The 22,566-nt window shown below is 67.0% G+C and carries 24 protein-coding genes; 15 read left to right on the top strand and 9 right to left on the bottom strand.

Annotated elements, in window-relative coordinates; all coding sequences use genetic code 11:
- Window positions 1-27: 27 nt before the first annotated feature.
- Together ACQR0W_RS20230 and ACQR0W_RS20225 are read right to left on the bottom strand one after the other, a co-directional pair.
- The gene (locus tag ACQR0W_RS20230; protein ID WP_316186968.1) at window positions 28-1,584 is read right to left on the bottom strand and encodes a bifunctional 3-(3-hydroxy-phenyl)propionate/3-hydroxycinnamic acid hydroxylase; all 1,557 of its coding nucleotides are present in this window, start codon (window positions 1,582-1,584) and stop codon (window positions 28-30) included.
- Window positions 1,585-1,615: 31 nt separating this feature from the next.
- Window positions 1,616-2,509 carry a VOC family protein gene (locus tag ACQR0W_RS20225; RefSeq protein ID WP_316186967.1) on the bottom strand — a complete coding sequence of 298 codons (894 nt, stop codon included), beginning with the start codon at window positions 2,507-2,509 and terminating at the stop codon, window positions 1,616-1,618.
- Between the two features lie 174 nt (window positions 2,510-2,683).
- On the opposite strand from ACQR0W_RS20225, the gene ACQR0W_RS20220 reads away from it, so the two are divergent.
- Window positions 2,684-3,400 (top strand): GntR family transcriptional regulator, encoded by a 717-nt coding sequence (locus ACQR0W_RS20220; RefSeq protein ID WP_315828184.1) that lies wholly within the window; start codon window positions 2,684-2,686, stop codon window positions 3,398-3,400.
- Between the two features lie 2 nt (window positions 3,401-3,402).
- On the opposite strand, the gene ACQR0W_RS20215 is transcribed toward ACQR0W_RS20220, so the two are convergent.
- Window positions 3,403-4,059 (bottom strand): TetR/AcrR family transcriptional regulator, encoded by a 657-nt coding sequence (locus ACQR0W_RS20215; RefSeq protein WP_315753189.1) that lies wholly within the window; start codon window positions 4,057-4,059, stop codon window positions 3,403-3,405.
- A gap of 189 nt (window positions 4,060-4,248) precedes the next feature.
- Between ACQR0W_RS20215 and ACQR0W_RS20210 the strand changes: the two genes are divergently transcribed.
- Complete coding sequence (locus ACQR0W_RS20210; RefSeq protein ID WP_316186966.1) at window positions 4,249-4,677, top strand: CHRD domain-containing protein; 429 nt, start codon at window positions 4,249-4,251, stop codon at window positions 4,675-4,677.
- A 30-nt stretch (window positions 4,678-4,707) separates the two neighbouring features.
- Here the strand turns inward: ACQR0W_RS20210 and ACQR0W_RS20205 are convergent, their stop codons facing one another.
- The 5 genes from ACQR0W_RS20205 to ACQR0W_RS20185 all read right to left on the bottom strand — a co-directional run bounded on the left by ACQR0W_RS20205 (window position 4,708) and on the right by ACQR0W_RS20185 (window position 9,973).
- The gene (locus ACQR0W_RS20205; protein WP_316169668.1) at window positions 4,708-6,282 is read right to left on the bottom strand and encodes an EAL domain-containing protein; all 1,575 of its coding nucleotides are present in this window, start codon (window positions 6,280-6,282) and stop codon (window positions 4,708-4,710) included.
- 162 nt (window positions 6,283-6,444) lie between these two features.
- Window positions 6,445-7,632 (bottom strand): MFS transporter, encoded by a 1,188-nt coding sequence (locus ACQR0W_RS20200; RefSeq protein WP_315712730.1) that lies wholly within the window; start codon window positions 7,630-7,632, stop codon window positions 6,445-6,447.
- A gap of 27 nt (window positions 7,633-7,659) precedes the next feature.
- Entirely contained in the window at window positions 7,660-9,024 is a 1,365-nt protein-coding gene (locus ACQR0W_RS20195; RefSeq protein WP_315753187.1) for an NAD(P)-binding domain-containing protein, read from the bottom strand.
- A gap of 48 nt (window positions 9,025-9,072) precedes the next feature.
- Entirely contained in the window at window positions 9,073-9,390 is a 318-nt protein-coding gene (locus tag ACQR0W_RS20190; RefSeq protein ID WP_315712726.1) for an ArsR/SmtB family transcription factor, read from the bottom strand.
- A gap of 103 nt (window positions 9,391-9,493) precedes the next feature.
- Window positions 9,494-9,973, bottom strand: a complete 480-nt coding sequence (locus tag ACQR0W_RS20185; RefSeq protein WP_316169667.1) for a hypothetical protein — start codon at window positions 9,971-9,973, stop codon at window positions 9,494-9,496.
- 77 nt (window positions 9,974-10,050) lie between these two features.
- Between ACQR0W_RS20185 and ACQR0W_RS20180 the strand changes: the two genes are divergently transcribed.
- The 4 genes from ACQR0W_RS20180 (at window position 10,051) to arsB (ending at window position 12,709) form a co-directional block, all read left to right on the top strand.
- Window positions 10,051-10,701 carry a Crp/Fnr family transcriptional regulator gene (locus ACQR0W_RS20180; RefSeq protein WP_316169666.1) on the top strand — a complete coding sequence of 217 codons (651 nt, stop codon included), beginning with the start codon at window positions 10,051-10,053 and terminating at the stop codon, window positions 10,699-10,701.
- A 92-nt stretch (window positions 10,702-10,793) separates the two neighbouring features.
- Complete coding sequence (locus ACQR0W_RS20175) at window positions 10,794-11,156, top strand: ArsR/SmtB family transcription factor (RefSeq protein ID WP_316169665.1); 363 nt, start codon at window positions 10,794-10,796, stop codon at window positions 11,154-11,156.
- The gene (locus ACQR0W_RS20170; protein ID WP_316169664.1) at window positions 11,149-11,676 is read left to right on the top strand and encodes an arsenate reductase ArsC; all 528 of its coding nucleotides are present in this window, start codon (window positions 11,149-11,151) and stop codon (window positions 11,674-11,676) included. Before ACQR0W_RS20175 ends, ACQR0W_RS20170 begins: the two co-directional genes overlap by 8 nt.
- A 4-nt stretch (window positions 11,677-11,680) precedes the next feature.
- Window positions 11,681-12,709: an ACR3 family arsenite efflux transporter gene (gene arsB, locus ACQR0W_RS20165; RefSeq protein ID WP_316169663.1), complete on the top strand. Its 1,029-nt coding sequence runs from the start codon at window positions 11,681-11,683 to the stop codon at window positions 12,707-12,709.
- Between the two features lie 33 nt (window positions 12,710-12,742).
- Here arsB and ACQR0W_RS20160 read toward each other — a convergent pair whose 3' ends face one another.
- Window positions 12,743-13,024 (bottom strand): hypothetical protein, encoded by a 282-nt coding sequence (locus tag ACQR0W_RS20160; protein WP_316169662.1) that lies wholly within the window; start codon window positions 13,022-13,024, stop codon window positions 12,743-12,745.
- A gap of 360 nt (window positions 13,025-13,384) precedes the next feature.
- Here ACQR0W_RS20160 and ACQR0W_RS20155 point away from each other — a divergent pair, with 360 nt between their 5' ends.
- From ACQR0W_RS20155 to glgX, 9 genes are all read left to right on the top strand, one after another.
- Window positions 13,385-13,690, top strand: a complete 306-nt coding sequence (locus tag ACQR0W_RS20155) for a PepSY domain-containing protein (RefSeq protein WP_315712717.1) — start codon at window positions 13,385-13,387, stop codon at window positions 13,688-13,690.
- On the top strand, window positions 13,691-14,356 hold the full coding sequence (locus ACQR0W_RS20150) for a response regulator transcription factor (RefSeq protein WP_315753182.1): 666 nt from the start codon (window positions 13,691-13,693) through the stop codon (window positions 14,354-14,356).
- A complete protein-coding gene (locus tag ACQR0W_RS20145; RefSeq protein ID WP_315712714.1) occupies window positions 14,353-15,771 on the top strand; it encodes a sensor histidine kinase in 1,419 nt (472 codons plus the stop codon). Before ACQR0W_RS20150 ends, ACQR0W_RS20145 begins: the two co-directional genes overlap by 4 nt.
- A gap of 108 nt (window positions 15,772-15,879) precedes the next feature.
- Entirely contained in the window at window positions 15,880-16,428 is a 549-nt protein-coding gene (locus ACQR0W_RS20140) for a cytochrome b (protein WP_316167141.1), read from the top strand.
- A 60-nt stretch (window positions 16,429-16,488) separates the two neighbouring features.
- Entirely contained in the window at window positions 16,489-17,184 is a 696-nt protein-coding gene (locus ACQR0W_RS20135) for a VIT1/CCC1 transporter family protein (RefSeq protein WP_315828176.1), read from the top strand.
- Window positions 17,185-18,257: 1,073 nt separating this feature from the next.
- Window positions 18,258-18,737 (top strand): cysteine hydrolase family protein, encoded by a 480-nt coding sequence (locus tag ACQR0W_RS20130; protein ID WP_316169661.1) that lies wholly within the window; start codon window positions 18,258-18,260, stop codon window positions 18,735-18,737.
- 349 nt (window positions 18,738-19,086) lie between these two features.
- A complete protein-coding gene (locus ACQR0W_RS20125; RefSeq protein WP_316169660.1) occupies window positions 19,087-19,338 on the top strand; it encodes a DUF3551 domain-containing protein in 252 nt (83 codons plus the stop codon).
- A 653-nt stretch (window positions 19,339-19,991) separates the two neighbouring features.
- Complete coding sequence (locus ACQR0W_RS20120; protein ID WP_315712707.1) at window positions 19,992-20,264, top strand: DUF3606 domain-containing protein; 273 nt, start codon at window positions 19,992-19,994, stop codon at window positions 20,262-20,264.
- A 65-nt stretch (window positions 20,265-20,329) separates the two neighbouring features.
- Window positions 20,330-22,564, top strand: coding sequence for a glycogen debranching protein GlgX (glgX, locus tag ACQR0W_RS20115; RefSeq protein WP_316167136.1), 2,235 nt, complete (start codon window positions 20,330-20,332; stop codon window positions 22,562-22,564).
- Window positions 22,565-22,566: the final 2 nt, after the last annotated feature.

Here is a 22,566-nt window from a genome sequence, read left to right as displayed (position 1 = left end):
GGCGTTTCCCCGTTTGATAGTCTCTTGTTATGATGAGTGCAGTCGTTGGTTCAGCTCGCTCAGCAGCGAGGCGAGCCCTGGCGCGTCCGTCGCGACGCCGTAGACATAATGGTCGGGTCGCACCAGCGCGGCGCCGCAGCCGTGGCGTTCGAACCAGCGTGCGACGACGGCGCTCTCCTCGTGCAGGCCGTGACCGCCGATGGCGATCAGACTGATGCCGGCGTCGCGGGTGGCAGCGTCGATCGCGCTCGAGTTCAGCGTGCCCCGCCCGTCGATGACCAGCCGCCATCCGGTGCCGGCGACGGTATCGAGCAGGGCACGCCCGCCATCACCGACGATCCAGGGCTGCGGAAACAGCGTGCCGTTGGCCGCATTTGCCTTGGTCGCGAGCAGTCCCTGCGTCAGCGGCGGCACGATCTCCTGCCGGGTGATGGTGCGCGGCGCGCCGCCGCCTTCGGCAAGGATACGCGCGTCGCGTGCCGCTGCGGCCTCCGGATCCTGCTCGCAGATGACGCGGCCGATCGCCTTGATGCGCGTGGTCAGCTCGCGCACATGCGTGCTGCGCTCGATCTCGTAGCTGTCGAGCAGCGCCGCGGTCGATTGGCCGCGCAACACGCGCGCGAGCTTCCAACACAGATTGGCTGCATCGCGCAGGCCCTGGCACATGCCCTGGCCGATGAAGGGCGGCTGCTGATGCGCGGCGTCGCCGGCGAGCAGGACGCGCCCCTGGCGCCAGCGGCGTGAGACCAGCGCATGGAAGCGATAGCTGGCCGCGCGCCACAGCGTTGCGTCCTCGGGCCTGAGCCAGGGTGAGAGCAAACGCCAGACCTGCTCCGGCTGCTCCATCGCGTGGCGGTCTTCCCCCGCTCGCAGCATGATCTCGAAGCGGCGATGGTTGACGGGGCCGATGATGTAGGTGGTCGGACGCGCGGGATCGCAGAATTGGGCCGCGGTGGCCGGAAGCTTGCCGACACCGCCGTCATTTACGAGAAGATCGACCACCAGCCACGGCTCGTCGAAGTCGAGATCGTCGAAGCTGATGTCGAGCTGCTGGCGCACGGTGCTGGAGGCGCCGTCACAGCCGATCACGTAGTCGGCGGTGACCTCGCGAACTGTACCGTCCGCCCGCTGCAGCACAACGGTCGCCGCCGTCGCATCCTGCCGGATCGTGACGAGGGTCGTGCCGAGCTCGACCGTGACGGAAGGACAGCGGCGAGCACGATCGCGCATCACCTGCTCGACCGGCGGCTGGGTGAACACCATGCTCGGCGTGTAGCCGAGGGGATAGGGCTCGCCCACCATGTCGATGCGGCGGATCAACTGCCCTTGGGCGCCGAAATGCTCGGACGCCGGGAACGGCGCGACGTACCGGCTGACTTGTTCGGCGATACCGAGATTGTCGAACAGCCGCATGATCTCGTGATCGAGCGCGATCGCGCGCGGCTTGTCGTAGATCTCGACAGCGCGGTCGATCGCGAGCGTTTTGATGCCCTGCATGCCGAGCAGGCTCGCGGCGATGGCGCCGGTCGGACCGAAGCCGACGATCACGGCCTCGAAATGCTTGTGATCTGACGTGGCGGACATGGATCTGGAAACTCTGGAGTTGGAAAACGAGTCAGGCGGCGTAGCCGACCGCGAGCTGCGCGGACTTGACGTGCTCGGCCTTGGGCGGAGCGATGCCCCATTGATCGATGCGGCCGGGCGGCCAGACCCAATGCTCCGGGCCGCGCACGACGTAGTCGTCGTCGACCTGCAGCACCTCGGCGGTGTATTCGATCACGGTCCCGACGGGATCGATGAAGTAGGCGAAGACATTGTCGCCGGGGCCGTGGCGTCCGACGCCCCACGCGATCGGATGGCCGGCATCGATCATGCGGCCCGCACCGCGCATCACGCCTTCCCAGGTCGGCATCAGGAAGGCGACATGGTTGAGCCCGTTGACCTTCGCCGCAGCGATCACGACGGCATGGTGGTCCGAATTGCAGCGAACGAAGGCCATCGCCGCGGAGCGGTCGGTCAGGCGGAAGCCGAGCGCCTTCTCGTAGAAGGCCGCCGAACGATCGACATCGGTGCTGTTGAGATTGACGTGGGCGAGCCGCTCCGGGAGCTCGGGCCGCGGCGGCCTGGCGTCGTGCCTGATGTCACCATGCACGAAGCGCAGCACGCCGCCCTCGGGGCCGCGCAGGCTCATGATCACGCCGCCGTCGGGGCCGGGGTTCGGCGCCGGCGCTGCGATCAGCGTCGCGCCTTCATGGATGGCGTTGCGGCTGATGGCATCGAAATCACTGGACTCGGCGAGGCGGAAAGTCACCGCCTGCAGCTCGGTGCGCTCGCTCTGGTGCAGCGCCACGACATGATGGTCGCTGCCGGTCGCGCGGAGGTAGACGATGCCGGGGGCTTCCGCGACGCGCTCCAGCCCCCAGGTCTGTCGATAGAACGCTTCCGAACGCGCGAGATCTGGCGTGCCCAGATCGACGCTGCGCAGAGCCGCGACCGGAAACCGGGTCATGAGCGTGTCCTCCTGCGCGATGCCCGGGTGAGGACGCGCGACGTTTCTGTTCCTGGCCGGCGAAACCGGCTGGCCCCTTTTATTACATAAAAAATCGAAATCAATCAGAATTTATAAATTTTATGTTCTGCAGCCTCGCTCTATACATGTCGTCTGATTCAGAGGAGATCGGGCGTGGATGCGGTTTTGGAGGCCGAGGGGCAAGGCCCGTCGACGCAGGCGAGTCATGTGTATGACCGGCTGCGCGAGGACCTGCTGTCCGGCCGGCTGGCGCCATCGCGCAAGCTGCAGATGCGGTTTTTGACCGAGACCTATCAGACCGGGCAGACACCGCTGCGCGAGGCGCTCAACCGCCTGACTGCCGACGGACTGGTCGAGGTGCGCGAGCAGCGCGGCTTCTACGTCAAGGACATCAGCCGCGCCGAGCTCGCCGAGCTGACCAAGACGCGCTGCTGGGTCGAGGCGCTGGCGCTGCGCGAGTCGATGGCGGCGGCGACGCCCGATTGGGAAGAGCAACTGGTGCTGGCGCAGCATCGGCTCAGCCGCGCGCCGCGCTCGCTCAGCGCGACAACGTTCGAGGACAATCCGGAGTGGGAGAGGCTGCACCGGATCTATCATCGGGTCCTGATCTCGAACTGCGGCTCGCAGTCGCTGATCGCGTTCTGCGGCCAGCTTGCCGACCAGCTCTATCGCTACCGCCGGCTGTCGATCCGCAAGGCGTTTCCGTCACGCCCCGTCGGCGACGAGCACGCCGACATCGTGAACGCCGTGCTCGACGCCGACACCGAACGCGCGGTTGCGCTGCTCACGGCGCACTATCAGCGCACCGCGGACGTGATCCTGCAGGACGAGACGATCTTTCCGGAGCTGCGCAAGGACAGAAAGATTTAGGATCACGTCGTCGCGGCGAGGAAGAAGTCGACGCGCTTCTCGACATGCGCCTGGGCTTCCTTCTTCAGGGCGCGCATGTCCTCGCCGAGCAGGCTGCGGATCAGCACGGCGAACACGACGAGATCGAGGAAGATCCGTGCGCTGTCCTCGATGCGGTCGGCCGAGAACGCGCCCTTGCCGGCGAGACCTTCGGCGCGCGCGAGCTCGCCGATCGCGTGGCTCACATTGCAGGTGGCGCGCTTGCGCGCCGTGTCCTGGATCTCGAGCGTCAGCTCGGGAAAGCGCGGACTTTCCGCAATCGCGGTGCGCATCAGGCCGATCGTGTCCTCGACGAAGGCGCGCTCGATCAAGGTGAGCCCGAGGCTGATCAGCCGGGCGCGGAAGGTGCGGCCCTGCGGCACCAGGTTCTCATACTGCGTGTTGCGCGCGGCCTGGCGGCCGATGACGGCCGCGAACAGCGCGGCCTTGCTGGGAAATCGCGCGTAGATGGTCGGCTTGCCGGCGCGCGCGGTCTGCGCGATTTCGTCGACGCTCGCGCCTTCGAAGCCGTTTGCGAGGAACACCGTCTTTGCCGCGTCGAGAATGCGCTCCTCAACCTCGCCGGCACGTTCGAGCGGAGGCCGCCCCACCTTGCCGCGCGCCGTCCTGGAAGCAACCATTCGATCCGCCATGGCTTTCTTTCGAGGCCTTTGTGTTCCCGTCCTGTTTGGCACAGGGGTCGGGATTGTTCAATCAACGCGGCCTGGGCCGCCGCTCATGCCTGGGCTGTTAACGCGTTCCACGGAATATCAGCTTGCCCGTGGGGTCTCGAACACCGAGACTGCACAAAACGATTTGGGAGGAAAACCATGGGACGGACATTCGTTCATTTGGCGTTGCTCGCCGTCGCCTGGGTCGCGGCCGCGCCGATGGCTCGCGCCGAAACCGTTGTCTTGAAGTCCGAGCTCAAGGCCGCCAACGAGGTGCCGCCGAACGCGTCCGCCGCGTCGGGCGCGGCCGAAGCGAGCTTCGACACCGCAACCAAGACGCTGAGCTGGAAGGTCACCTTCTCCGGCCTCAGCGGGCCGCCGATCGGCGCGCATTTCCACGGTCCCAGCGAGCCCGGCAAGAATGCCGGCATCGCGCTGCCGTTCAAGAGCCCGGAGCCGCCGATCACGGGCTCCGCCGTGATCACCGATGCGCAGGCGGCCGATCTGCTGGCCGGCAAATGGTACGCCAACGTCCACACCCAGGCGAACCCGGGCGGCGAGATTCGCGGACAGATGACCCGGCAGTGAGGCGCGTGCCCGACGCGCGCGGGCTCGCCGTCAGGCGGCCAATTCCGGCTCGCCGGCCTGGCCGGGAACGGCCGAGGCCCGGCGCACGTCGAGGAACTGCTTGAAGCGGCCGAGCGACAGCGGCGGCGCGACCAGGTAGCCCTGGCCTTCCTCGACGCCGCAGGCGATCAGCGCATCGACCTGCTCCTGATGCTCGATGCCCTCGGCGACCACGGACATGTCGAGCTCGCGCGCCAGCGCCACCAGCATCTGCACCACCACGATGGCGGACTGGTCGCGGGTGATCGCGTCGACGAAGAACTTGTCGATCTTCAGGATGCGCGCGCCGAGCCGCTGGATATAGGACAGGCCACTATGGCCGATGCCGACGTCGTCGAGCGCGACGCGGAAGCCGAGCTCGCTGAGCTCCTTTACGACATCAGTCGCCTTGGCGAGATCGGCGAGCTCCTCGCGCTCGGTGACCTCGAGCACGACCTGGCGGGTGGAGACCGATGACGACGCGACCGTCTTGCGCAGATCGTCGATGAAGCGGTCGCCGAGCAGATGGCGCGGGGTGATGTTGACGGACAGCTTGAACAGCTTGTCCTGCTTCATCTCCGGCTGCAGCTCGCGCAAGGCGGTCTTGAGAAGCTGCCAGGTCAGCTTCTCGATGCGGCCGGTGGTCTCGGCGAGCGGGATGAAGCTCATCGGCGGGATCAGCCGGCCGTCCGGCTTCTCCCAGCGTGCCAGGATCTCGCAGCCGACGATGTCGCCGGTCTTCAGTCGGAAGGTCGGCTGTACGTAGGGCTTGAACTCGTTGGCCGCGAGCGCGCGGTCGAGCTCGGCGACCGGGTCCACCGGCCGGCTGAGATAGCTCGCCAGCAGCAGGCCGAACATGCCGCCCAGCGTGCCGGCGGCGAGCATGGTCAGGAGATAAGCGAGGTCGCCGCGGGTGCTCAGGCTCTGCGGCCGCACATGGATCGTGGCCTGCAGCGGATAGCGGTCGGACACGGTGGTGAACGCGACGGTCTGCGCCGGAGACTTGGCGGATGCATCGGGATGATAGCCGGCCACCTGCTCGCCATCGGGCAGGGTCAGGGTGACGTTGCTCTCGGCGCGCAGGCCGACCGGCATCACGTCCAGCAGGTTGCCATCGATGCGCAGGATCGCAGCCAGAGACCGTTGCGCGTCGATGTCGCGCATCACGCCGAACGCGGCGCCGGTGAACTGCTCGACGCGGAACAGCCGCAGCTCGCCGTCGGCGGACTTGAACATCTCGTCGCGCCGCGCCCAGCCATTGTCGAATTCGAGCGTTTCGGAATAGGCCGCACACTCGACCGCGCCGTCGCGGTCGACGGTGCGGATGTCTTTGATGATGGTGCCTTGATAGACGTGAAGGCGCAGCGCCTGCAGCGCGACGGCGCTGCAGTCCATCGGACCTTTCGCGATCAGGCGGTTCAGGATCGATCCGGCCGAGTCGATGGCCGCCTCGGAGCGGCGCAGCGCCACCTTGCTGAGCTCGCTGAGCTGCCGCGCGGTCTGGTTGCCGATCAGCGCGGTCACGGCGAAATCGGCGCCGGCCAGGAAGATCCCGACGCAGGCGGCCACCGCCCCGACGCGAAGCATGTGTTTGCGCTGCAATGCCATCGTGTCGTGAATGACCCCCGTATGACCACGGGTATCCTTCAATCCAACCTTCAACTTTCCGTATATGCGCTCATGGATGCCCGTCCGCAGCGGCACGGTGAGCGGTGGGCGCAGAAAGCTGGTTAAGAAAGGGCTACCGGCTCAAGCCGCCTTGTCGGTGGTGTCGAGCGGCACCGCCGTCTCGGCGCGCTCGGCCGGCAGCAGCATCAGGGCGGCGAGCGCCGACAGGCTGAGGCTCGCTGACACGATCAGCACGCCGCGGCCGAGCCCATCGATCAGCAGGCCGAACAGCAGCGGCGCGAAGGCCTGGCAGATCCGCGACGGGGCCCCGATCAGGCCGAGCCGGTAGGCGTAGTTGACGGGGCCGAAGATGGCGAGCGGCAGGGTGCCGCGAGCGATCGTCAGGATGCCGTTGCCGGAGCCGTGCAGCAGCGCGAACGCCGCCGCGGCGCCCCCGCCGAACAGCCCGATCGTCACGGCGCCGATCGGATGGGTGATGCAGGCGAGCCGCGCCGAGGCGAGCGGATGGAAGCGGCTGAGGAAGCCGGCCTCGAACACGCGCGCCGCGACCTGCGCCGGCCCGATCATCATGCCGGCGAACAAGGCTTGCGCGGGCGTCGCGCCGAACGCCTGCATCAGCCGCGGCAGATGCACCGCCATCGCCGCGGTCACGGTCCAGGCCGCCGCCATCGCGAACGCGATCAGCACCATCGGGCGGTCGAGCGGGATGTTGGGCTTGCCCGTCGGGATATCGCCGGGCGCCATCACGGTCGCCCGCGGCAGCGACAAATTGAGCGGCAGGCCGATCACGAGATGCGCGATCGCCCAGGCGAAGCAGGTCTCGCGCCAGCCGATCGTCGCGAGCCCCAGCGTGCTCAGCGGCCAGCCGACGGTGGAGGCGAAGCCCGCGATCAGGGTGATGCCGGTGATCGCGCCGCGTGCATCCTTGCCATAGATGCGCCCGAGCGCGCCGAACGCGGCGTCATAGAGGCCGAGCCCCATGCCGACGCCGAGCCACAGCCACGCCAGCGCCATCACCCACAGCGAATGCGACAGGCCGAGCAGTGCGAGCCCGATCGCCAGCACGATGTTGGAGGCGCACAGCACCTGGCGGCCGCCGACGCGGTCGATCTGGCGGCCGATGCGCGGACCCAACAGGCCGGAGATGATCAGCGAGGCGGAAAAGGCGGCGAAGAACCAGTTGTTGGACAGGCCGAGATCCCTGGCGATGGGGTCGGCGAGGATGGCGGGAAGATAGTAGCTCGATCCCCAGGCCAGCGTCTGGGCGGTGCCGAGAGCGATGACCACGCCCAGCCGTCTTGCCTGCATTCCCGTCGACCTCTCCTTGGCTCGGCGTCATGAGCAGCCGCAGCCGCTGCGGCCAGCCAGCTTGGCTTTGGCGTCATCGGCACAGCAACTGTCTACGCCCGATGGCGCCGGTCCGCCACAGCAGCCGGGCAGGGCTGCAATGCTCTCCACTCCGCCGCGGGTGCAGACGCCGGTCTCCGGCAGTTTCAACTCGACACGATGCGCGGCGGCCTTGTCCCCGGCGATGTCGGCGGTGATCGAACGGACCTGCTCATAGCCCGTCATCATCAGGAAGTTCGGCGCGCGGCCATAGCTCTTCATGCCGGCGAGATAGAACCCGGGCTCGTCGGCCTGCGCCAGCTCGCGCGCGCCATGCGGCCGCACCGTGCCGCAGGAATGCTCGTTCGGATCGATCAATGGCGCGAGCGCAACAGGAGCCTCGATCGCGGGATCGAGCCGCAGGCGCAGCTCCGCGAGCAGCGACAGATCGGGGCGGAAGCCGGTGGCGACGATCAGCTCGTCGGCGGTGATGCGGCGGTCGCCGTCCGCGGCGATCCGCAACCGGCCGTCCTCATCGGTGATCCCCGTGACGCCGAAGCCGGGCTCGAGCCGGATGCGGCCCGAACGTACCAGCGCGGCGAAGGCCAGGCCGAGTTCGCCGCGCGCGGCGAGCTGGTCGGCGCTGCCGCCGCCGAACGCCTTCGCGGGATCGTCGCCGCGCAACAGCCAGATCGCCTGCGTGCCCGGCGCGACCTCGGCCAATGCGGCCAGGTCGATCAGGGTGCCGATCGCCGAGTGGCCGGCGCCGAGCACCGCGACCGTCCTGCCAGCATAACGGCTGCGCTGCGCGCCGCGGACGTCCGGCATCGCGTAGGCGATGCGCGCCGCATGCGCGGCTTCGCCGAGCGCGGGCAGTCCGCTATGGCCGGCAGGGTTGGGCGAGAACCAGGCACCGGAGACATCGATAACGGCGTCGGCCTGCAGCGCCGCCTCGCCCTTGCCGTTGTGGATGCGGATCTCGAACGGCGCATCGGCGCGTCCCTTCGACGTGGCCTTGTCGAAGCCGGCCCGGCTGATCGCGGTGACGCGATGCGAGGTCCTGACGACGTCGCGCAGCGCAGTGCGCGTCGCCAGCGGCGCGAGATAGGATTCGATCAGCTCGCGCCCGGTCGGATAGACCTCGGGCTCGGGCGAATTCCATCCCGTCGCAGCGAGCAGCCGCGCCGCCGCGCTATCGATGTTGTACTTCCACGGCGAGAACAACTGGACGTGCTGCCATTGCCGCACCGCGTGCGCGGCTTCCGGACCCGCTTCCAGCACGACCGGGGTCAGGCCGCGCGCCAGCGCATGGGCCGCTGCCGCCAGCCCGACCGGGCCGGCGCCGATGATAGCGACCGTCTTGGCGTCCGTCATGTGCGTCCTCCTATACTTCTAGAATAATCGAATTAAAGGGCGAAATCATCAGGCCGCCGGCCTCGCGGTGCCGCAGTCGCGCTCCTCGACGCAGCATTCTGAGACGAGAAAGCCGAGCAGGGAGCGCATCACGTCGTATTCGGCATGGCAGACCAGCGTCGTGCCCTCGCGCATTTGCGAGATCAGCCCGACCGCGACCAGCGTCTTGACGTGGTGCGACAGCGTGGAGGCCGGGACCTTCAGCCGCTCCTGCAGCCGGCCGACCGGCATCCCGGCATGCCCGGCGCGCACCAGCGCGCGGTAGATCTTCAGGCGCGTGGTATTGCCGAGGGCTTCCAGGCGGGCAGCGGCGTCATCGAGCTTCATGGTGTGGAGGATGCGGCATGCGGCCCGCCGGAGTCAAACGATATTTCTAGAATATTGGAAATATCCATGAGTGCGCGCCGCGCGCGGTCGGTTGTCCGGCGCGCTATCGCAGCCGGTAGCCGGCATGGCAGCCGACGCAGGCCGCCATCGTCTCGCCGAGCGCCTTCAGCGCCGGCTTGAGGTCGCCGGTCACACCCGCATTCTGCGCTTCGATGGCGAAGCGGCTCGCCGCTTTGTGCATGGCGGTGCCGGCCTCCTGCATGCCCTGGGGCATGAACCCGGCGACCTCGGCGGCGCCGTGCAGGCGCAGTGAGCTCATGCCCAGGCGTTGCTCGGCGATCTGGCCGGCTTTGTCCGGCTCGCCCGCCGCAAGCGCGTCGTTGATCTGCTGCAGCGCCAGCAGATGGTCGCGCATGTTGGCGAGGGTGTGCTCGGCGAGATCGGGCGGAAACGCCACCCGCTCGCGCTGGTCTGGCGGAAGCGCCCCATGGCTGCCGTGGTCGTGATGGCCGTGGTGCTGCGCCGTGGCGATGCCTGCGGACGCAACAAGGGCCAGCGTGATGGCGGCGAGACGCAGGCGCATGAGGACCTCCATTTCAGCGAACGCGGTGGCGTCTTCCCTAGACCGCGCGGCCGGGCGGCGCATATGATCCTGATCATATGCCGAGGACCTGCCATCTCTCGCCCGAGGGCACGCGCCCGTCGCTCGACTGGCGCGCTCTTGCACGGCTGTCGCCGTTGCTCGCCGCGCTGCCCGCGGCCGCGCGGTTGCAGACCCGGCGCATCCAGGTGCCGCGCCAGGGCACGGTGTTCTGCCGGGGGGATCGGCCGCGGGCGATGTTCTTCGTGCTGACCGGCGAGGTGAGGCTGGTGCGCCGCTCGCGCGCCGGCGACGACATCGTCCTGCAGCGGGCCCGACGGGGCTTTCTCGCCGAGGCCAGCCTCGATCAGTCAACGTATCATTGCGACGCCGTCGCGACACAGGACTCAGCGCTGCTCGCGATCGACCGCGAGGCCTTCGCCGAAGCGTTGCGTCGTCCCGAGATCGGGGACCGATGGTGCGATCATCTCGCCCGCGAGTTGCGCAAGGTCCGGGCGCAGTCGGAGCGGCTCAGCCTGAAGACGGCGCGCGAGCGGATCGTGCATTTCATCGAGACCGAGGGGGAGGGCGTCGAGGTCGAGCTCGGCCGGTCGAAGAAGGACTGGGCCGCCGAGCTCGGCGTCACCCATGAGGCGCTCTATCGTGCGCTGGCACGCATGGAACGGGACGGCGAGCTCACCGTCGATGGCACCCGCCTGCGCTTGCGGTGAGCCTTCGGGCGCCTCGTCTCCCGATCGTCGACACGGACCATTCGAACTCGTCAGCCTTGACGCCGGATCATCATATCGATAGTTCTGGATATATGGAAAACGAGCAAGCCGTTCTGGCCTTGGCGGCGCTGGCGCAGCCGACGCGCCTGCAGGCCTTTCGCACCCTGGTGCAGCACGAGCCCGACGGTCTGCCGGCCGGCGAGCTCGCACGTCTGCTGGAGGTGCCGCAGAACACGCTGTCGGCGCATCTGTCCGTGCTGTCGCGCGCCGGCCTCGTCAGCTCGATCAGGCACAGCCGCTCGATCGTCTACCGGGTCGACCTCGCGCAATTTCAGAAGGTCGCGCTGTTCCTGCTGCAGGACTGCTGCGGCGGCCGGCCGGAGGTCTGCGCGCCCGTCATCGCAAGTCTCACGCCGTGCTGTCCGCCGAAGCGCAAGGAGAAGAGCCGTGTCTGACCGCATCTACAATGTATTGTTCCTCTGCACCGGAAATTCGGCACGCTCGGTGCTGGCCGAGTCGATCCTGCGCAAGGACGGCGCGGGCCGCTTCCACGCCTTCTCCGCCGGCAGCACGCCGAAGGGCGCGGTGCATCCGTTGGCGCTCGAGACGCTCGCGCGCATGGACTATCCGACCGGCGATCTGCGCTCGAAGAGCTGGAGTGAGTTCGCCGCCGCCGGCGCGCCGGCGATGGATTTCGTCTTCACGGTCTGCGACAACGCCGCCGGCGAGGCGTGTCCGATCTGGCCGGGGCAGCCGATGACTGCGCATTGGGGCATCGAGGATCCGGCGGCGGCCGCAGGCACGGAGCTGGAGAAGCTCGCGGCGTTCACGACCGCCTTCCGCTATCTGAAGAACCGGATCGACGCCTTCATCAATCTGCCGCTCGGTCGCATCGATTCGATGTCGCTGGGCACGCGGCTGCGCGAGATCGGGACGGGCGAGGGCGCAACGTCGTTCCGCTCCGACGTGGCCTGATCCGATGACGATCTTCGAGCGCTATCTGACGGTCTGGGTCCTGCTCTGCATCATCGTCGGCATCGGTCTCGGCCATCTGATGCCGGGGCTGTTCGCGGCTGTCGCGTCGGCGGAGGTGGCGCGGGTCAATCTGCCGGTCGCGGCCCTGATCTGGCTGATGATCATTCCGATGCTGCTGAAGATCGATTTCGCCGCGCTCGGCAACGTGAAGGAGCATTGGCGGGGCATCGGCGTCACCCTGGTCGTGAACTGGGCGATCAAGCCGTTTTCGATGGCTCTGCTCGGCAGCGTTTTCATCGGCCACGTGTTCGCGCCGATGCTTCCCGCAGGCCAGCTGTCGTCCTACGTGGCCGGTCTGATCCTGCTGGCGGCGGCGCCGTGCACGGCGATGGTGTTCGTCTGGTCGAATCTGTGCGACGGCGAGCCGCACTACACGCTGAGCCAGGTCGCGCTCAACGACGTCATCATGGTGTTCCTGTTCGCGCCGCTGGTGGGCCTGCTGCTCGGCGTCGCCTCGATCTCGGTGCCCTGGACCACCCTGCTGCTGTCGGTGCTGCTCTACATCGTCGTGCCGGTCATCGTCTCGCAACTCTGGCGCCGGGCGTTGCTGCGTAGCACGGGTGGGGCATTGGAGCGCACCTTGCGGGTACTGCAACCGGTCTCGCTCGTGGCGCTGCTCGGGACGCTCGTGCTGCTGTTCGGCTTCCAGGGCGAGCAGATCCTGAAGCAGCCGGTCGTCATCGCGATCCTGGCCGTGCCGATCCTGATCCAGGTCTATCTGAACGCGGGGATCGCCTATTGGCTGAGCCGCCGGCTGGGCGTGGCCTGGTGCGTCGCGGCTCCGGCCGCCTTGATCGGCGCCAGCAATTTCTTCGAACTGGCGGTTGCCGCCGCGATCAGCCTGTTCGGGCTCGACTCGGGGGCCGCGCTCGCGACCGTCGTCGGGGTTCTCGTCGAAGTCCCCGTGATGCTCTCGGTCGTGCGCATCGTCAGGGCGACGCGTCGCTGGTACGAAGCGGGACTGCCGGCTTAGCTCCGGTCAGTGCTTCGGCAGAGCCGGTTTGCCTCACCGCCGCGACTCGTCCTGATCGTCGTCGTCGCCTTCGCGCTCCCGGCGGGCCGGCTCGTAGCTCAGCGGCTCGCCTTCGGCCCGCGCATGCAGCGCCGCAAGATGCGGGTAGGCCCCAAGACCAGCTCCAAGATCAGCTCCAAGACCAGCTTCAAGACCGCCGTCAACGGCACGGGCCACCGGCACCAGCGTGGGCGCTGCGTTCCGGCTGGCTTGTGACATGGCCAAGAGGCCGCCCAGCCCCGCCAGCACGGCTGCCAATGTCATCGTCTTACGCATTCTCGTCTCCGAACTCACCGCGCCCCCGGCTCGCTCCGTCCGGACGCGATGATGTCGCAACGAGCGTGACAGCATCCTGTCAGGTTGAGTCAGCGAGACGTCAGCTTGTCTCGGGCAGGATGCCGATCCCTTGGAGTTTCCCACCCCCGCATCGGCCTGAGCGCAATTCCGACATCGGAAGTTCAAACTAAAATCCGCACCATCTCCTTAGCATTTGCGAACGCTCCGCAAGTCGACCCCCGCAAGTCGAACCCCGCAATTCGAACCCAGTGGCGAGAGCGCAACAAATCACGACGAGCTTTGAAGATCAGAGCGTCAGGCCCCGGGAAATTCATGCATTTGCCTCAAATCGGACGGTTCATGCGCATCACGGTATTTGCGATGCTGATCTCGACGGCGGCATCCGCGGCGACGGTGGCGCGCGAGGACGATCGCGAGCGCCGTGACGCCGTGCGCCGCGCCGTCGAGGCGGGCGACGTCCTGCCGCTATCGGAGATCCTGCCGCGATTGCGCGGCCGGGTCGCCGGCGACGTGATGGGAATCGATGTCGACCGCCAGCGGGGCCGCTGGCGCTATGAGTTTCGGGTGATCGGCCGCGATGGCCGCGTGCGCGAGGTCTATGTCGATGCGCGCAGCGGCGAGATCGAACGGATCGAGGAAAAATAGATGCGAGTGCTGCTGGTCGAGGATGATCCGCGGCTGGCGTCCGACCTGGCCCGGACGCTTCAGGCGGCGGGCTATCTGGTCGAAACGTCCGACAACGGCGAGCAGGCCTGGTTTCTCGGCGACACCGAGGACTATGGCGCCGTGATCCTCGATCTCGGCCTCCCCGGCATGGACGGGTTGTCGGTGCTGAAGCGCTGGCGCGGCGCCGGGCGGCACGTGCCGGTGCTGATCCTGACCGCGCGTGCGAGCTGGGCGGAGCGGGTCGATGGCATCGATGCCGGCGCCGATGACTACCTGCCGAAGCCGTTTCGCAATGAAGAGCTGTTGGCGCGGCTGCGCGCGATCGTGAGGCGCTCCGCCGGCCATGCGGCGCCCGTGCTCTCGTCCGGCGACCTGACGCTCGACGAGCGCCAGATGAAGGTCAGCCTGTCCGGCGTGCCGGTGATGCTGTCGCAGCTCGAATACCGGCTGATCGCCTATCTGCTGCGGCAGAGCGGCCGCGTCGTGCCGCAGCACGAGCTGGAGGAGAACGTCTACGGCCTCGGCCACGAGCACGATTCCAACGCGCTCGAGGTGCTGATCCGGCGCGTCCGCAAGAAGCTCGGTGCCGAGATCATCGAGACCCGCCGCGGCTTCGGCTACATGATCCCGGAGACGGCGGAATGAGGCTCGGCTCGCTGCGGCTGCGGCTGGTGGCGGCGGGCACCATCGCGCTGCTGGTCGCGCTCGGCGTCGCCGGCTTCGGCATGGTCGTGCTGTTCAAGCGCCACGTCGCGCGGACGCTCGCCTCCGATCTCGACATTCACCTGCGCCAATTGCTGAACGGCCTCGAGGTCGATGCGGAAGGGCGCATCGTGGTCGCGCGGCCGCCAGCCGATCCGCGCTTCGTGGTCCCGCTGTCGGGGCTGTACTGGCAGATCTCGGACGATCACGGCCAGTTGCTGCGCTCGCGCTCGCTGTGGGACACCATCCTGCCGCTGCCGATCGACGAGCCCGGACCGAGCGACGTGCATCAGCATGAGCTCGCCGGGCCGGATGGCGAACACGTGCTGGTCGCCGAGCGCGGCATCCTGATGAATCCGGAAAGCCAGATCCGCGTGCGCGCGGCCGTGGCCTACGACCTCGACGGCGCCACCAGCGCGGTGCGGACCTTCGCCAAGGATCTGTCGATCGCGCTCGCCGTGCTGGCCGTCATCCTCGCCGTCGGCACGTCGGTTCAGGTCACGCTCGGCCTGCGTCCGCTCGGCGTGCTGCGCCGTGGCGTCGCCGAGATCCGCAGCGGTCGGCGCCAGCATCTTCCCGTGGACGTGCCGACCGAGGTGGCGCCGCTGGTCGACGAGGTCAACGCGCTGCTTGATGCGCAGAGCCGCGAGATCATGCGCTCGCGCAGCCGTGCCGCCGATCTCGCCCACGGCTTCAAGACGCCGCTCGCCGCACTCGCGGCCGACGCCGCGCGGTTGAGGGAGCTCGGCCAGCTCGAGCTGGCGCGCAACGTCGAGGATGTCGCCGAGGCGATGAGCCGGCAGGTCGATCGCGAACTGGCGCTGGCGCGGCTGCGCGGCAAGGCCCGCGGCGGGCCGGAGGCCGCGACCGAGCTGGCGCCCCTGGTGAATGCGCTGCTCGGGACGCTCGGCCGCACGCCGGCGGCCGCCCATGTCAGCTTCGATGGCCAGGTGCCCCCAAGCCTGCGCGTCGGCATGGATCGGACGGATCTCGCCGAGGTGCTCGGCAATCTCTTGGAGAACGCCGCGCGTCATGCGGCGAGCACGGTTCGCATCGTCGCCAGTGCGACCCCTCTGATCGTCACTGTCGAGGATGACGGTCCGGGCATTCCGGACGCGAAGATCGGCCGCGTGCTCGAGCGCGGCGGCCGCCTCGACGAGCAGGGGCCGGGCAGCGGGCTGGGGCTCGCGATCGTGCAGGACGTGCTCGAAGCCTATGGCTGGCGGCTGCAGATCGGCCGTTCCCAGCTCGGCGGCGCCAGGATCACGATCGCGCCGGCCATCGTCTCGGCACTCCGCTGGCCGCAGCCTGCGACGTCCCAGGCCACCCCGGCGCCGTCCATTCTGACAGCAGGCTGACATCCCGCGTCAGCGGCGCGACGCCCCCGGTCAGCTATCTCCTCCGGTCCTACCACCCCGCGCTCCGGCTTGCCGGCAGCGGGGCCAAATGGCCGAAGGAAGCTGATCATGCGTATTCGAAACTCCGCCAAGACGTATGGCTCCGTCGCGATCGCACTGCACTGGATCGTCGCCGTGCTGGTGCCGGCGGCCTGGATTTCAGGCCATCTCGGCGACATGCTGCCGCGTCCCTCTCATGACACGGGCCTATTCATGCACGTCTCGCTCGGGCTGGCGATGCTGGGCTTCGCGCTGGCGCGCCTGGCCTGGCGTCTGGCCGATCCGCCGCCGGCGCCTGCAGCGACCAAACTCGGCCCGTGGACGGTTCATGTCGGCGAGATCACGCATCTGCTGATCTATGGCATCATGTTCGCCATTCCGGTCCTCGGCATCGTCACCCAGTTTGCCCGCGGCTACGGCTTGCCGGTGTTCGGCCTGTTCGAGATCGCCTCACCCTGGGTCGGCGACCGCGGCTTCGCCCACGACATGAAGGAGATGCACGAGGCGCTGGCCAATGGCCTGATGATCCTGATCGGCCTGCACGCAGGCGCTGCCTTGCTGCACCATTACTGGCTGCACGATCGCACCCTGCGGCGAATGGTGCCGGGACTGCGGTGATCGCTCCTGTCATCCGGGCCTGCTAAAGGGCCTCCGTCGAACACGCCATCGGAGGCCGCCATGCCGGCAACGCCGCATATTGAAAAGCACTTCACCGCGTCGGAGGTCGTCCGCGACGTCGTCATCGGCATGGCCGACGGTCTCACGGTGCCGTTCGCGCTCGCCGCCGGTCTTTCGGCGGCGGTCGCCAAGACCGACGTGATCGTCACGGCCGGCCTCGCCGAGGTCGTCGCCGGCGCGATCGCGATGGGGCTCGGCGGCTATCTCGCCGCCCGCTCCGACGCCGAGCATTATGCCGCCGAGGAGAAGCGGGAGCACGACGAGATCGAGAAGCTGCGCGGTCGCGAGGTCGAGGAGGTCGCGGCGATCTTTCGCGGCTATGGTCTCGAAGGCCAGGCCTTGACCACCGTGGTCGACGCCATCGCGTCCGATCGCAAGCGTTGGGTCGACTTCATGATGCGCTTCGAGCTCGGTCTCGAACGCCCGGATCCGAAACGCGCGCCGGTCAGCGCCGTGACCATCGGCGGCTCCTACGTGATCGGCGGCCTGATCCCGCTGATCCCTTACATGCTGGCGCCTGACATCTCGTCTGCGCTCCGGATCTCCGTGGTCGCCACCGGCATCGCGCTCCTGATCTTCGGCGCCATCAAGGGCCACTTCACCGGCGTCAACAAGATCAAGTCGGCGCTGCAGACCGCGCTGGTCGGCGGCCTCGCCGCCGGCGCCGCATTCTGGCTGGCGCATCTGTTCGGGTGAGGCGGGACAGGATTGCGGCTGCGATATTCGCCAGCCCGTCACGGGTCTTAGTGGTTCCGCCTGCCATGCGGCGCAACGCGTCCGCTCGTCACTTTGCCCACCGCAGCCAAGATATATCCCCACGTCATTCCGGGGCATCGCGAAGCGATGAGCCCGGAATCCATAACCACGAATTGCTGTGGCGTGCGTGACGGCGGCGACGAGCTTCTCGGGCCCTACGGGCATCCTGAGTATGGCTTCCGGGCTCGCGCTGACGCGCGCCCCGGAATGACGACGAGGGGAGAGTTGCCAAGCGCACTTGCATCCGTGCGTGGAGGACCATTCCACGTAGATCGTCAATCCATCGGGGACCAGGAAGCATAAGCGACAACGCCGCGTCGCATCGTGCCCACCACATTCGGGCGGTGGCAATGGTGGGCGCGCGCGGCCTGACGGCAGGGCGTGCCATCTCGACGCAAGCGTCAAGAACGGTGGCACGCTGGATCAACGAGCACGGTGTCGTCGCGGCGAACGCCGGGACCCATAAACCGAGGGAGCCGTTTGGGGCAGGCGCGTTGGCGCGGATGCACGGTAGTCACGCGCCGCTTCGCCAGCTCGGTGCCGCGTCAAGATTGATGGCGCGCTGGATTAACGAGGGACCGTGTAGGGTGCGCAACGGCGCGCCGCGTTGCAGTCTTGTCGGGCGAGCTTTCGCGCGCGCCGTGTCCACCGCCCGCACCCAGCGCCGCCGATGGTGGGCACGCGCCGCCTTTGGTGTCGCTTTGCCCACCCTACGGCAGCATCGTCTGCGGCAAAGGGCTTTACCCGAGTTCGAGATCTTTGGTGCCCTGCGGATATGGAGACGCTCTGCCGTAGCGTCCTGACGACGGCGTTGGGTTGAGACCATTTGTCAGCCTTGAATTGGCATAGCTCAGCTTTAGGCCAGAGAGCCGATCGTCTTGGTCGGGATGCGGCGGCTTTGGCCACAAGCGGAATCCTGCTCGGCTTGATGAGACGCTTTCGCATAAGATTGACTCCTGTCAGAATGCGTGCGCGCACGGCCGTGATGCAAACCGCCGCAAACAGGTGACGAGTTGGATCTCTCGAAGCAAGCATTGCTCGTAGTTGATGTTCAGTCGAGCTTTCATGTGCCCGATGCGATCGTCGCGGGTATCACCGAGCTCACACGGAAGGTTCCTACGATAGCCACCGTGGAACGGCATAACGAGGCCGTCACGCCCTTTCTAGGTCAGTTGGGCTGGACCCCCAGTGCAAACGACAAGTGTTTGGTGCCTGCTGACAAGGTCTTTATCAAGCACGGCTATCTTCCGCCTAAGGCCGCCATTGACTATCTAAAGGACCTTGCTGTGGACCGAGTGCTCGTCTGCGGCATACAAGCCGACACCTGCTGTCTGGCTGCGGGCTTCATGCTGTTTGACGCAGGCCTAAGGCCGACGCTCCTGAAGTGGCTCAGCGTAGGGTCGTCCCTCGATCGATCAGCTACCTTAGGAGCTAAGCTCTGGAAACATCATTTTGGATGCGTGCTGAGCGAGCCTAGTGAATTGCAGATCTAGACCACCGCGTTGGAACGGACAAACCGCAAAGTGTTTGGGGGAGCGAGGTTCACTACAACTAACAATACTGAGCGGAGACCATTGCATCACAGGAATACAGGGACGCTCAGACCGACCATGTCTGATTCGGGTCGCTGTCGAGGAAGGCTGGTCGGCTTCACCCAGGAAAGCCATACGTCGGCGGGCAGCCCCCCATCAGCTTCGGTCGGCGGGCGTGTGCACCGGAGCAAGAGATGGTCACCTGACAACGCGGATACCGAAACCCGCCGCGCCTGCAGATCAAGCCCGCGTGGACGTGGCCGCGCCGGCAGACCCTTTCGGATTGGTCAGCCTCATGCCATGATGTGCGATGATGCGCGCGCTTCTCCTCATGACTTCGATCATCGTGCTTGCAACCGCTCCAGCCGCAGCTCAACGGTTCGATGGCAATGATCCGGTGTGCCTCCAGACATGCGAATGGGGCGGTTCCAGCACAATCTCGTGCCAGTATCGGTCGTGGGAGGCGTGTAGAGCGGGGGCTGCGGGCCTTTCGGCCATGTGCTTGCCGAACCCCTATGCACAACGCCCGCCGGAGCCAAGCCGCCGTCGGCCTCCCCGATAGGCGCCGGTTGCGGTCTGACAACACCCCAAGCTTCAACGGAGCTGGCACGTGCCATCCGATGCTTGCTCGGGCTGATTGGATCCGGTCTTCATTCTGAGAAAAATAAATCGATTGCTATTTTTCAGAATATGTGCTTGATTGTCGCCATCCCGTGCTCCTCGAGAGGGACGCTTCGCGATCGTCACGGAACGTTGGGCGCGGGATGCGATGGCTGCAGGGTGCCGCAGCGTGGGGCGACTTGCGCGGACGAACGGCAGCTTGCGGACGCGAAGTCGCGTGGTCCTGGCGCCCCGATGCCGGCGCCAAGTCGTCGGGCGATGATCCCGAGGGCGACGGTGGCTACCAAGCCGGACACCGGGGAGATCGCGAAGTAAGCGTGAAAACCATCGCGCGGGGAATGCCGGGATGTCTCGGCTGAACCTGTGGTGACTGCCGCCTGCTTTTTTTCTGCAGGCGGGCCATGGGGGCGGCCAGCTCCCGGCATTCCCTGCGCCCTCTGCCTGATCAGGGGGCAACACCGATGACATCACTCGGGCGCATGGCGCCGCGAGAGCGGCGACGCACGTCTTCATGGCGATGCCCAGGGGGGAGGGAGCCCGTCGCGGGAACCAAATTCCGCAGCCAAGGTTAGCTGGCATGCAGGAGGACTCCCGATGCGCCGTCCGAAGATTCAGCCATCCCGCAACAAGCTCGACATGACCGATCAGGCCCAGGTCCGCGTGGTGACCAAGCGGCTGAAGATGTCGCCCGGGGAATTGACCGAGATGGTCGAACGCATTGGCAACTCCATCGCAGCCATCACCAAGGAAGTCGCGCAGCAGCGGGCCGCGAAGGCTGCGCCGGAAGGAGCCGTGATCGCCTCGGTGACGGTGACCGAGACCAAGGCGGAAGTCATCGTGCCGGACGAGACGCCAGCGGCAACCTAGCAATCGACGCTGATCATCGAGACCCCCGGCAATCGATCTGGGGACTCGGACGAAGGGGGCAAAGGATGGACCAACGCACCGACCTCGGTGACGCTTTGACGCAGGCGGCGTTCAATCTTCGCAAGACCAGGATCAGCGAAGGCCGTCCGTTTCCTCTCGGCGCGACCTGGGACGGGCTCGGCGTCAACTTTGCGATCTTTTCCGCGCATGCGACCAAGGTCGAGCTGTGTCTGTTCGACGACACCGGCGAGACCGAGCTCGAGCGCATCGAGCTGCCCGAATACACCGACGAGGTCTGGCACGGCTACCTGCCGGCCGCGCGGCCCGGCACGGTGTATGGCTATCGCGTGCACGGACCCTACGAGCCGGACGCCGGTCACAGGTTCAATCCCAACAAGCTCGTGATCGACCCCTATGCCAAGCAGCTCGTCGGCAACCTGCGCTGGGGGCCGGAGCTGTTCGGCTATCGGCTCGATCATGCCGACAAGGATCTGTCGTTCGACGACCGAGACAGTGCGCCCTTGATGCTGAAGTGCCGGGTCATCGATCCCGCCTTCACCTGGGGAGGCTCGCGCAAGCCGGAAATTCCGTGGGAGCGGACGATCTTCTACGAGATGCACGTCAAGGGGTTCACCAAGCTGCATCCAATGGTGCCCGAAGCCGACCGCGGCACCTTCGCCGGTCTCGCGCACCAGGACATTCCGGCCTATCTGCGCTCCCTGGGCATCACCTCGGCCGAGCTATTGCCGATCCACGCCTTCATCGATGACAGCTATCTGGTCGAAAAGGGCCTGCGCAACTACTGGGGCTACAATTCGATCGGATTCTTTGCGCCGGAGCCGCGCTATCTGAAGACGCCGTTCGCGACCGAATTCAAGACCATGGTCAACCAGTTCCACGCCAACGGCATCGAGGTGATCCTCGACGTGGTCTACAACCACACCGCCGAAGGCAACGAGCTCGGGCCGACCTTGTCGTTCAAAGGCATCGACAATGCCAGCTACTACCGGCTGATGCCGGACCAGAAACGCTACTACATCAACGACACCGGCACCGGCAATACGGTGAACCTGTCGCACCAGCGCGTGCTGCAGCTCGTCGCGGACTCGCTGCGCTATTGGGCGACCGAGATGCGGGTGGACGGCTTCCGCTTCGACCTCGCCACCATCCTGGCGCGCGAGCCCTATGGCTTCGACGAGGGCGGCAGCTTCCTGGATGCCTGTCGTCAGGACCCGGTGCTGTCCAGCGTCAAGCTGATCGCAGAGCCCTGGGACATCGGTCCGGGCGGCTATCAGGTCGGCCAGTTTCCGCCGGGCTGGGCGGAGTGGAACGACAAGTTCCGCGACACCGCGCGGGCGTTCTGGAAGGGCGACGGCGGCACGCTCGCCGATTTCGCCAAGCGCATCTCGGGCTCGGGCGACCTGTTCAACAAGCGCGGCCGAAGGCCCTGGGCGAGCGTGAACTTCATCACCGCGCATGACGGCTTCAACCTCAACGACCTCGTCTCCTACAACGACAAGCACAACGAGGCCAATGGCGAGGATAATCGCGACGGCCACAGCAACAACCACTCCTGGAATTGCGGCGTCGAGGGACCGACCGACGACCCCGAGATCACCGCGTTGCGGGAGCGGCAGAAGCGCAATCTGCTGGCCACGATGCTGCTGTCGCACGGCACGCCGATGCTGCTCGCCGGCGACGAGTTCGGCCATACCCAGAACGGCACCAACAACGCCTATGCGCAGGACAATGAGACCACCTGGCTCGACTGGATGGGCATCACGCCGCAGGGGCGGGCGTTGCGCGAATTCACGCGCAAGCTGATCGCCATGCGCAAGGCGTTTCCGATCCTCTATCGCAGCCGCTTCCTGATCGGCTCGCACAATGAGGACCTCGGCGTCAACGACGTGACCTGGCTCGACCCGTCGGGCGAGGAGATGACGACGGAGCAGTGGACCGACGATCACGCGCGTTGCTTCGGCATGCTGCTCGACGGCCGCGCCCAGGAGACCGGCGTCAAGCGGCGTGGCTCGGATGCGACGCTCCTGCTGGTCTACAACGCGCATTTCGACGTCGTGAACTTCACGCTTCCGTCCGTGCCCGAAGGCCACAATTGGCTGGCGCTGCTCGACACCAACCAGCCGGATGCTCAGCCGCAGTCGTTCCCGTTCGGCCACGTCTACGCGGTGACCGGGCGATCGCTGCTGGCCTTCGGCCTGTCGTCGGAGCAGCAGCCGATGCGCGGCCTGCGCCATGGCCTCGGCGCGCTGCTCGACGTCGCGGAGGCGCCGCTGGGGTAGGA

Source organism: Bradyrhizobium sp. HKCCYLRH1034 (assembly GCF_051168375.1).
Classification (GTDB): domain Bacteria; phylum Pseudomonadota; class Alphaproteobacteria; order Rhizobiales; family Xanthobacteraceae; genus Bradyrhizobium.
The sequence above is the reverse complement of the archived record's forward strand: the minus strand, read 5'-3'. Positions and strand labels throughout refer to the sequence as shown.